7 protein-coding genes are annotated in these 10,826 nt (G+C 47.2%); 5 read left to right on the top strand and 2 right to left on the bottom strand.

The features are described 5' to 3' along the window. Nucleotides 1-122: 122 nt before the first annotated feature. Together ACZLMD_RS09310 and ACZLMD_RS09305 are read right to left on the bottom strand one after the other, a co-directional pair. Complete coding sequence (locus tag ACZLMD_RS09310) at nucleotides 123-2,381, bottom strand: DNA gyrase/topoisomerase IV subunit A (RefSeq protein ID WP_489495599.1); 2,259 nt, start codon at nucleotides 2,379-2,381, stop codon at nucleotides 123-125. Between the two features lie 14 nt (nucleotides 2,382-2,395). Further along, the gene (locus ACZLMD_RS09305) at nucleotides 2,396-4,411 is read right to left on the bottom strand and encodes a DNA gyrase/topoisomerase IV subunit B (RefSeq protein ID WP_487601178.1); all 2,016 of its coding nucleotides are present in this window, start codon (nucleotides 4,409-4,411) and stop codon (nucleotides 2,396-2,398) included. A 208-nt stretch (nucleotides 4,412-4,619) separates the two neighbouring features. Here ACZLMD_RS09305 and ACZLMD_RS09300 point away from each other — a divergent pair, with 208 nt between their 5' ends. The 5 genes from ACZLMD_RS09300 to flgK (ACZLMD_RS09280) all read left to right on the top strand — a co-directional run bounded on the left by ACZLMD_RS09300 (nucleotide 4,620) and on the right by flgK (ACZLMD_RS09280) (nucleotide 10,810). Continuing rightward, the gene (locus tag ACZLMD_RS09300) at nucleotides 4,620-5,876 is read left to right on the top strand and encodes a diaminopimelate decarboxylase (protein WP_118559820.1); all 1,257 of its coding nucleotides are present in this window, start codon (nucleotides 4,620-4,622) and stop codon (nucleotides 5,874-5,876) included. A gap of 128 nt (nucleotides 5,877-6,004) precedes the next feature. After that, nucleotides 6,005-6,283 (top strand): flagellar biosynthesis anti-sigma factor FlgM, encoded by a 279-nt coding sequence (gene flgM, locus ACZLMD_RS09295; RefSeq protein ID WP_486818208.1) that lies wholly within the window; start codon nucleotides 6,005-6,007, stop codon nucleotides 6,281-6,283. A gap of 19 nt (nucleotides 6,284-6,302) precedes the next feature. Beyond that, complete coding sequence (locus ACZLMD_RS09290; RefSeq protein ID WP_022306612.1) at nucleotides 6,303-6,818, top strand: flagellar protein FlgN; 516 nt, start codon at nucleotides 6,303-6,305, stop codon at nucleotides 6,816-6,818. Between the two features lie 118 nt (nucleotides 6,819-6,936). Next, on the top strand, nucleotides 6,937-8,853 hold the full coding sequence (gene flgK / locus ACZLMD_RS09285) for a flagellar hook-associated protein FlgK (protein WP_118559817.1): 1,917 nt from the start codon (nucleotides 6,937-6,939) through the stop codon (nucleotides 8,851-8,853). Between the two features lie 10 nt (nucleotides 8,854-8,863). Further along, nucleotides 8,864-10,810, top strand: coding sequence for a flagellar hook-associated protein FlgK (gene flgK / locus ACZLMD_RS09280; RefSeq protein WP_484107498.1), 1,947 nt, complete (start codon nucleotides 8,864-8,866; stop codon nucleotides 10,808-10,810). Nucleotides 10,811-10,826: the final 16 nt, after the last annotated feature.

Below are 10,826 nucleotides of genomic sequence, written 5' to 3'. Positions count from 1 at the left end.
TTTCTTTTGTCTTGCCATAATAAAAGGCCCTCCTAATGATATTTATTTTATCATAGAAGAACCTTCTAATCATTATTTTACAGAAAAAGTATCACACTCTCTTAGGACACATCTTTTCTTTATCACTTTACAAGGATCTGGCTCTTCATCGGTTTGTCGTTTCGTTTGCGGAGCCGGATCTTTTTGACATTATATTTCTTACCATCGAATACCTTGATGTCGGTGTCAGGCTGTACCAGGGCACCGTACATTACTTCATCGCCGTCGGCAAGTGTGATTCCCTTAAGACCGCGGCTTGTTTTTTTGAATTCGTTGACCTCTGCCAGCGGGAATCCAAGGGACATGCCCTTCTTCGTGATCATGATAACCTTGCGGTCGCCGAAGATTGCATCCTCCGGCATAACCTGATCTACAGCGATCAGGCAGTCATCCTTGTCAAGCTTTGAGGCATTGACCATATATCTGGTTGTCTCAAACTCAATGCCCGATACCTGTTTGACGAAGCCTTTTTTCGTGATGAATAAGAGCTGCGAATTGAAAAGCTCCTCGAAGGAGATGAGTAACAGAGCATTCTCCTCGTTGTTCATCTTACAGAGATTATGGACGAGAGTACCCTTGTCGCGGGCTTTGCCCTTCGGGATATCCTTTGCCTTGATCTGGTACATATTGCCCTGATCGGTAAAGGCACAGAGTTTGTCGGTATTCTTCATCATAACCGTATGCGGGATCTCCTGCAGGGTTTCCGGAGCAAGACGGCCGTAGGAAGCACTGTCCATGGACTTGGCATAGCCGAAGCGGTCAACCAGAACATAGATATCCTCCTCCTTGACCTCCTCCACATAATTGGCAACCGTCATATTGCAAAGCTCGGTGCGTCTCGGTCTGCCAAACTGCTTTTTGTAGGTCGTCAGACGCTTTTTGATGACCTTGTGAAGCTTCGGGATGCTGCCAAGGATATTCTCGTACTCGGCGATGTTGGAAAGCAGTGTTTCATTCTCCTGATGCAGTTTCATCAGCTCAAGACCAACGAGGCGGCTGAGTGGCATCGCGAGGATTGCATCTGCCTGTCTCTCTGTGAAGGTAAGTGTCTGTGCCTGATATTCAGAATCCGGATTGCGGAAATTGATACCGTCTGTGATGCCGAGTGTCAGACAGAGTTTCGCCTGCTTAACGGAATTACTGCCGCGGAGGATCTCGATGATCAGATCGATCACATCTGTGGCAACGATCAGACCGGTGACGATTTCCTGACGATCCTTTGCTTTGGCAAGAAGATGCTCATATTCCTTTGTGTAAAGCTCCTCCTGGAAGTGAACAAATTCATCGATCACACCCTTCAACGTGAATGTAAACGGCTGTTTGTCCTTAACAGCAAGGAAATTGACACCGTAGGTGTCCTCCAGTGCTGTCTTTTTGTAAAGACCATTCAGAAGGTTCTCGACGTTGCGGTCCTTCTTGACCTCAACGACAAGACGGATACCTTCCTTGGAGGATTCATCGCGGACGTCATAGATCTCATCAAAAACCTTATCCTTCGTGAGAGTCACAAGGGATTCCAAAAGTTTCTGCTTGTTGCCGGCGACGGTATATGGAATCTCGGTGATCACGATGTTCTTGCGGCCATAGTCGCTGTCCTCAATCTCGGTTCTGGCGCGAAGTTTTAGCTTACCTTCGCCGGTTTCATAGATCGTGCGGATGTCATCGGCATTGGTAATGATCGCTCCGGTCGGGAAGTCAGGACCCTTAATGTACTGCATCAGCTCATAGGTGGAAATATCCGGGTCATCCATATAAGCGATCACGCCGTCGATCACTTCGGAAGGGTTGTGTGGCGGAATGTTGGTTGCCATACCAACGGCGATGCCGGTCGTACCGTTCAACAGAAGATTAGGAAGGGTTGCAGGAAGTACAAGCGGCTCCTTCTCGCTTTCGTCAAAGTTTGGACCAAACGGGACGAGTCCTTTATCGAGATTGTCTAGCATCGTCATGGCTCCGAAGGAAAGACGTGCCTCTGTGTATCGCATCGCTGCGGCACTGTCACCGTCAATGGAACCGAAGTTACCGTGTCCGTCTACCAGAGGAATCGACAGAGAGAAATCTTCTGTCATATGTACCAGTGCATCGTAGATCGAGCTGTCACCGTGTGGGTGATACTTACCCATCGTATCACCGACGATACGGGCACTTTTACGATGTGGCTTGTCCGGTGCAAGACCAAGTTCCTTCATAGCGTAGAGGATACGTCTCTGAACAGGCTTTAAGCCGTCCCGGATATCCGGCAGCGCGCGGGCGATGATAACACTCACGGCGTAGTCGCGGTAGGAGTTGCGCATCTCCTCAGAAAAGTCTAATTGTATAATGGATGAATCCGTTGTTTTCATAATCATACCTCATTTTAAATATCAAGATTGGCGTATTTGGCTTCAGACATGATAAATTCACGTCTCGGTGGAACGTTGCTGCTCATCAGTGTGGTGGTTACCTCATCGGCATCGACCGTGTCACTGATCGAGATCTGGGCAAGGATACGGCTTTCCGGATCGAGCGTTGTCTCCCAGAGCTGTTCTGCGTCCATCTCACCAAGTCCTTTGTAACGCTGGATACCCGTGATCTTGTAGGATTTGTTCTTGCGGAACTTCTCCAGCTCAAAATCGTTAAAAACATAACGTGATAATTTCTTTTTGCCCTTTTTCTTTGTGGTGACCGGCTCGTCCGGCTCCTCATCCGGCGAGATCAGTCCGAGTGCGATATCCTCCTCGCGCTGCTTTGCTGCCTGGCTGACTGTCTCATAGTCGACCTTGTAAAGAGGCGGCAGACCGCGGTAGATCTTGCCGGCGTAAATAAGCTCCGGCATAAAGCGGTAGAAGAAGGTCAGCAGAAGTGTACTGATATGGGCTCCGTCTACGTCGGCATCGGTCAGGATGATGATCTTATCATAACGGAGCTTACTGATATCAAAATCGTCGCCAATGCCGCAGCCGAAAGCAGCGATCATAGATTTGATCTCATTATTCAGAAGGATCTTCTCAAGCGTTGCCTTCTCAACATTCAGGATCTTACCACGCAGCGGAAGTACAGCCTGTGTCTTGCGGTTACGGGCTGTCTTAACAGTACCGCCCGCAGAATCTCCCTCGACGATATAGACCTCGCATTCTTCCGGCTTACGGGAGGTGCAGGCGGCAAGCTTGCTCTTTGTATCGACATCGTTGAGCTGTTTTAAGACAGCGGTTCTTGCCTTGTCGCCCGCCTTACGGGCGTTGTAGGATTTCATGGAGTTTTCGAGAATCGTACGCAGGATCTCAACATTCTTATCGAAATAGCGCTGGACCTCGGTGCTGAATACATCATCCACGGCAGTCTTGGCATCGGTGTTGCCTAACTTTGTCTTCGTCTGACCCTCGAACTGCGGATCCGGATGCTTGATGGATATGATCGCAACAAGACCGTTACGGATGTCCTTGCCGTCGAAGTTCTCGTCCTTATCCTTCAGTATGCCGAGTTCTCTGGCATATTGGTTCATCACGCGGGTGAGAGCAGTTTTAAAGCCGGTCACAAGAGTACCGCCGTCCACAACGTTGATACGGTTACAGTATGGATTGATCTGCTCCGTGAAGCTGGTCGTGTACTGAAATGCGACCTCTACCTCAATATCGCCGCTGGTTCCTTCAATATATATCGGTGTCGGGTGAAGTGTGACGGCATCGCGGTTGATATAGCTGACAAAGCTCTGAATACCAAACTCCTCCTGATAGGTGATGGTTTCGTTCTCTGCCTCGTTCGTATAGATCAGCTTTAGGTTCTTATTCAGAAAAGCAATCTCCTTGAGCTTTTTCTTGATGACATCCGGTTTAAAGGTGATCGTCTCAAAAATCTCGGCATCCGGATAGAAGATGACCTTTGTACCGGTGTTGGATTTGGCACACTTGCCGATGACAGGAAGCTGACCGCCCTCAAGCTTCGTCACGGGATGTCCTCCATCACGGTATTCATCGCGGTAAAGCTTCCCGTCTCTGCGGACCTCTACGATCATATGGGAGGAGAGGGCATTGACCACGGAAGAACCAACGCCGTGGAGACCACCGGATACCTTATAGACCGTGCTGTTAAACTTGCCGCCGGCATGAAGAACGGTATAGACAACGCGAACGGTAGGGATCTTCTGGGTTGGATGGATGTCTACAGGGACGCCTCGTCCGTTATCCTCAATGCAGATGCCACCGTCCCTCTGCAGGGTAATATGTATTTCGCTGCAAAAGCCTGCAAGCTGCTCATCGATGGCATTGTCTAAAATCTCCCAGATCAAATGGTGCAGACCACGGGAACCGGTGGAGCCGATATACATGCCGGGACGTTTCCGGACAGCTTCCAGTCCTTCCAATACTACGATTTCTTTTCCGGTATACTCACTCATACTGTACTCCTTTTCTGTTTCGTGCAAACATACATTCGTCATCCACCATACCATAAAAATGAAAAAAAAGCAACAAAACGCATGATCCGCCCGTGTTTTATCTTGCAAGCGGAGAATGTTTTTGGTATATTATGATGCGGGAGCATGAATGAAATGCTTCTCCGTGTTTGTTAAGCGTGCAATTATATAAAGGAAGGAAGTTTTACGGATGAAAAAGATACCATTTGTAACGAAGGAACAGGTCGAGGAGATTGCAAAGACATATCCGACCCCTTTCCATATTTATGATGAAAAGGGGATCAGAGAGAATGCAAGACGCCTTAAGGCAGCATTTGCATGGAATAAAGGCTACAGAGAGTACTTTGCGGTAAAGGCAACACCGAATCCGTTCATTCTGAAGGTTCTTCAGGAGGAAGGCTGTGGCGTTGACTGTTCATCCCTGACAGAATTGATGATGTCTGAAAAGTGCGGTTTTTCAGGCAGTGACATTATGTTTTCTTCCAATGTGACACCGGCAGAAGAATATGTAAAGGCAAAGCAGCTTGGTGCATTTATCAATCTGGATGATATTACACATATTGATTTCCTGAAGGACTGTGCAGGCATTCCTGAGACGATCTGCTGCCGTTATAATCCGGGTGGAGTGTTCCAACTTGGAACAGATATCATGGATAACCCGGGAGATGCCAAGTACGGTATGACAAAGGAGCAGATGATCGAGGCATTTAAGCGTCTGAAGGAGCTTGGCGCAAAGCGTTTTGGTATCCATTCCTTCCTTGCCAGCAATACCGTATCCAACGATTATTATCCGACACTGGCAGGTATTCTGTTTGAGCTTGCTGTTGAGTTAAAGGAAAAGACCGGTGTAGATATTGCATTTATCAATCTCTCCGGCGGTGTAGGTATTCCATATACACCGGATAAGGAGCCAAATAATATCGAGATCATCGGCGACGGTGTGCGTCAGAAGTTTGAGGAGATCATGGTTCCGGCAGGTCTTGGTGATGCTGCGATCTTTACCGAGCTTGGTCGTTTCATGCTGGCACCTTATGGAGGCCTTGTAACAAAGGCGATCCATGAGAAGCATATCTATAAGGAATATATTGGTGTAGATGCCTGTGCGGCAAATCTGATGCGTCCGGCAATGTATGGTGCATATCATCATATTACCGTGCTCGGAAAGGAAGATGCACCGTGCGATCACAAGTATGATGTGACGGGATCTCTGTGTGAGAACAATGATAAGTTTGCCATTGACCGTATGCTTCCGAAGATCGACATGGGTGATTATCTGTTTATCCACGATGCAGGAGCACATGGCTTTGCAATGGGATATAACTACAATGGACGCCTTCGTTCTGCAGAGCTTCTTCTGAAGGAAGATGGAAGTGTGCAGATGATCCGTCGTGCAGAGACACCGGCTGACTATTTTGCAACTTTTGATTTCTGTGATATTCTGAAATAAGATCATATTCCAATGGAATAATGTTTCAAATTTAACACCTTTTTTCAAAAAGGTGTTAAATTTTTTGCAAAAAACTCCGATACACATATAGAGATCATGAAAATGTATAAATTTAGGTGGTGATATTTATGAGAATTGATGCATACAATCAGGTCAGTCAGATTTATCAGGCATCCAGACCGCAGAAGATCGCAAAGAAAAGCGAAACCACTGTAAGGGATCAGTTTACGGTATCCAGCAAAGGCAAGGATTACCAGACAGCGAAGAAGGCACTTGCAGCAGCTCCTGACATCAGAGAGGAGAAGGTTGCAGCATTAAAGGAACAGATTGCATCCGGCAGCTACAATGTGTCTGCTCAGGAGATTGCAGATTCTGTTGTGAGCAAGTTTTTTGATTCTAGCATCTGATGAGGAATGAGGTAACCCATTGGCGAGTTTAATGGAAGAATTGATTACTGTTCTCGGACAGGAGAAGGAGATCTACGAGAAGCTGATCCCTATCTCCGAGCGTAAGACGGCAATATTGATCAGGGAGGATCTGCCGGAGCTTCAGAAGATTACGGACGAGGAGCAGAGCCTGCTGGATGCGGCATACGCAGCAGACAGGAAGCGAGAGAAGATCATCGCGGATATCGGTGTTGTTTTAAACAGGGATCCAAAGGAACTGGATCTTACAACACTGGCAAAGCTGATGGCGAGGCAGCCTGCAGAGAAGAAACGGCTCAGCGAGCTTCATGATTCACTGAAGCCGGTGATGCAGCAGCTTGTCAATGTCAATCAGCGCAATAAAGAATTAATCGAAAATTCCCTAGAAATGATTGAATTCAATATGAATTTTATTCAAAGTACACGGATGTCACCGGGGAGCAATAATTACAACCGCAATGCGTCAAGCAGCTACGGGATCGATATGGGACCGGGCGCTTTTGATGCCAAGCAGTAATTATTCCGAACCAGCACCTTCGCTGGTTCAGACCAATGAATTGGGGCGCTGGAGACATTCGCTTTTTCCATTTATAAGGGAGAGCTTAAGATAGAGATAGAAAGGTGCAGGTAATCGTATGGGAAGCTTATTTACCAGCTTTAATACCGGTGTGTCAGGGCTTCACACAGCCCAGTCGGGATTAAATACCACATCCCATAATCTTGCCAATGTCAAGACAAAGGGATATACGAGACAGCAGAATATACAGACGGATCGTTATTACCAGAATGTCAAGGTGGCAGTCGACGGTTCACAGATCCAGACGGGACTTGGAACAACCGTTTCCGCCATCCGCCAGATCAGGGATGCGTTTCTGGACAAGGAGTACCATCTGGAAACAGGACGTAAGGCATTTTACGAGAAGTTGTCAGAGACATCTGGAGAGATCGAGGATATTTTCGGCGAGACGGAGGGCATGGAGTTTCGTAATAATCTCCAGTCTCTGTGGAATGTGATGCAGGAGATGGCAAACAATCCGGAGGACATCACCAAGAGACGGCTTTTTGTTTCAACGGCAGAGTCTTTCCTGGAGACGGCACAGAACATCTACACCCAGCTCAATACATATCAGGTCAGTCTGAATAAGGAGATCAGTGATCAGGTCGACCGGATCAATACGATTGGCGAGACAATTGCTTATTACAATAAGGAGATTGCGAAGATCGAGGCAGGCGGCGTGGAGAATGCCAACGATTACCGTGATGCAAGAAACCTTCTTCTGGATGAGCTGGCAACCTACACGAACTTCAATTATCAGGAGGATGAGAAGGGCAGCATTCAGGTGTATATCGAGAATGCATTGTTTGTGGATGCGGGAGTCAGCTATCATCTTGGCTGTGAGAAGATTCCGGAGAATGGCTTCTACACGGTGCGCTGGATGGATAACGGATATGGTGATGCGTTTGATACCTCAGAGGCATATTCCACGGAGCGAAAGACTGATGTCGGCTCTCTGCGTGGTATCTTGACGGCAAGAGGTCTTAAAATCGCTAACTACTCGGATATTCCGGATCAGCCGCAGAAAGAGGATTTCATTGACAACAAGGGTGTGTTTGACGAGACCGCATACAAGGTTGCACAGAATAAATACGAGGCGGCGGTTTCCGCTTACAATAATACAACGGGCAATTCGATCATTACGCAGATCCAGGCACAGTTTGACCGTCTGATCCATAATGTTGTGACAAAGATCAATGATGCATTTGCGCCCAATATCGAGATTAAGGGCAATCAAGTGAATCTTGGTACAGTAACGACAGGTACGACTGCAGACGGGGAAGCCTTTGATATGACAAAGCTTACCGGCGGAAAGTACAAGGTGTTGGATGTGATCAATTGTCCGGTCGGAGCGGATGATCATGAGACAATCGGCACAGAGGTATTTTCAAGAGGTCAGATCGACCGTTATCAGAAGATTACCCTGAACGGACAGATTTATGGAAAGGATGCGGACGGCAACGATATTCCACTGGCACAAAAGACCGTAGATGCGGACGGCAATGAGACATATACATTGTATCTGTATAATGAAGAGAATGAAAGCGATATCGACTGGATGTACACTCTTAACAGTATGGTGATCAACAAGGAGCTGACCGCCGATTACTCCCTGCTGGAGGTTAAGGCGAATCCGGAGCTGGGACTGGATGGAGCGTATGCATTCGGACAGAATCTGTTTCAGGATCTTTTACATTCCTGGGATGAGGATCTGGGAGTTCTTGATCCGAACTCACAGGCATCCTACAATTTCGACGATTATTACACCAATATGATCGGTGGTCTTGGCATTCGCGGAAACGACTGGAATAACATGGTCGATTACCAGACGTCTCTGGCGGAGAGCATAGAGGACAAGAGGCAGCAGGTGGCCGGTGTTTCCTCGGATGAGGAGCTTGTCAATATGATGAAGTATCAGCATGCATACAATGCGGCGTCCCGTTATATTAATACCATCGACAGTATGTTAGAGACGCTGATCGAACGACTCGGATAGGAGGAAGAATATGCCATCTACATTTTTTGGATTAAATATAGCGACATCGGGCATGAATGCCTATAACATGGGCTTAAATACAACGGCGCATAACATTTCCAACCGCAACACCAAGGGATACAGTAAGCAGTCTGTTGAGCAGAAGGCAGGGATTCCGCTGAGTCTGCGCACTTCATACGGTATGCTTGGTACCGGTGTGGAGGTTATGGATATTGTCAGCAGCCGTGATGATTACTATGACTATAAGTACCGTAAGAGCAATTCGGTTTATGGAAGATACAGTACGTTAGATCATTATCTGCAGGATATTCAGGGATATCTTTATTCAAAGGATGCAGAGTCCGGCGGTATTACCAATGCACTGGATGATTTCTTTAAGACCGTGACGCAGCAGACAACAGATGCATCTGATACCACGATGCGTCGTCAGGTATCCGGATCCGCCGATACGCTGATGAATTTTATCCGTGAGACAGCCGATAATCTGCAGACGGCACAGAAGGAGATCAATGCACAGGTGAAAAGCGCCGTGGACAAGATCAATTCCTATGCCGGACAGATTGCTTCCCTGAATAAGCAGATCAATACACTGGAGGTAAATGGTGGTTCTGCAAACGATCTGAGAGACCAGAGAGCAAAGGTGATTGATGATCTTTCTGCTCTGGTTGATGTGGAGGTCGAAACATCTGTCCCGAAAGACGGACAGGGCACAGAAGAATTTCTTGTATTTATCGGTGACAGTGTACTTGTCGATACGTATATGACGAATCAGATCGAGCTTGTGGCCAAAACGACCAAGGACAACCAGACGGATTACGATGGTCTTTATGAACTTCGCTGGAAGAACGGACAGGATTTCAATATGCGCAGCAGCATTCTCGGAGGAGAGCTGCAGGCACTGTTGGAGATGAGAGACGGTAATAATTCCGAAAACTTTTCGGCAACGCTGACCGGATATACAAAGGGTTCTGCACAAAAAGCGGGAACGATCACGCTGAAGGCTTCCCAGGCTGACGGCGCATGCAGTGACAGCTCCTGGGATCTGTCGAAGCTTAATATTCCGGAGAGCGACGGAAAGCTTAAGATCTACAATTATGAATTTGAATATGATTCCTTTGAGGTATCTGTCAGCGCCGATGGAAGTTATGAATATACATTTACTTTAAAGAAGCCGTTAAATGAAGGACAGAGTGGTCATTTAGAAACCGCCTTGAACAGAGACAAGACTACCTCCACAATCGGAGACGATGTTGGATTTCGAGGCATTCCTTATTATATGGCACAGCTGAATGAGTTTGTGCGTACCTTCTCTGCCAATGTCAATCAGATCCAGAATACCGGATATGATCTTTATCAGGAAAAGGGCTGTGATCTTTTTGTGGCGGCTCCGCTTGCGGATGGAACAGAGTATGAGATGGCAGAGCTTTTGTACAATAAGACGGAGGGCTGTTATTATCTGAACGGCGAGGCGCAGAAGGGTCTTGCCGGCGCGGATGTGGTCTATACCTTCTCTTCGAAGACGCAGAAAGGACAGAAGCTGTCTTACTACAGCATGACCGCATTAAATGTACAGGTATCGGAGGATGTGTTGAGCGATGGAAAGAAGCTGGCGTTTTCTACGGAAGCCAATGCTGGTGTAGCTTCCTTTGATAATCTCAGCAGATTTTCGGCACTGCGGGAGGATAACACTATGTTCAAGCAGGGAATGCCATCCAACTTCCTTGCGATTATGACGGCAGCAGTCGGTGTCGATGGTACAAAGATCAATGACTGCACCACCAATTCCAAGAATATTGTGGATGGGGTCGAGAATCGCCGTTTATCCAAGTCCGGCGTTGATGAAGACGAAGAAGGAAAGAACATGATCGAGTATCAGAATCTTTTGAAATATCAATATCGTGTCATTTCGGTAATGAATGAGGTACTGGACCGCCTGATCAATTCAACAGGTGTATAAGACAGAAGGAGCGTGT

The organism is Jutongia sp., assembly GCF_057878315.1.
This window is presented reverse-complemented; position numbering and strand designations above follow the sequence as displayed.

Bases quoted from the DNA above. Each gene is read 5' to 3' on its own strand.
- flgK (WP_118559817.1), top strand. From the start codon at position 6,937: ATGGGAAGCTTATTTACCAGCTTTAATACCGGTGTGTCAGGGCTTCAC.
- ACZLMD_RS09300 (WP_118559820.1), top strand. From the start codon at position 4,620: ATGAAAAAGATACCATTTGTAACGAAGGAACAGGTCGAGGAGATTGCA.
- ACZLMD_RS09305 (WP_487601178.1), bottom strand. From the start codon at position 4,411: ATGAGTGAGTATACCGGAAAAGAAATCGTAGTATTGGAAGGACTGGAA.
- ACZLMD_RS09310 (WP_489495599.1), bottom strand. From the start codon at position 2,381: ATGAAAACAACGGATTCATCCATTATACAATTAGACTTTTCTGAGGAG.
- flgK (WP_484107498.1), top strand. From the start codon at position 8,864: ATGCCATCTACATTTTTTGGATTAAATATAGCGACATCGGGCATGAAT.
- flgM (WP_486818208.1), top strand. From the start codon at position 6,005: ATGAGAATTGATGCATACAATCAGGTCAGTCAGATTTATCAGGCATCC.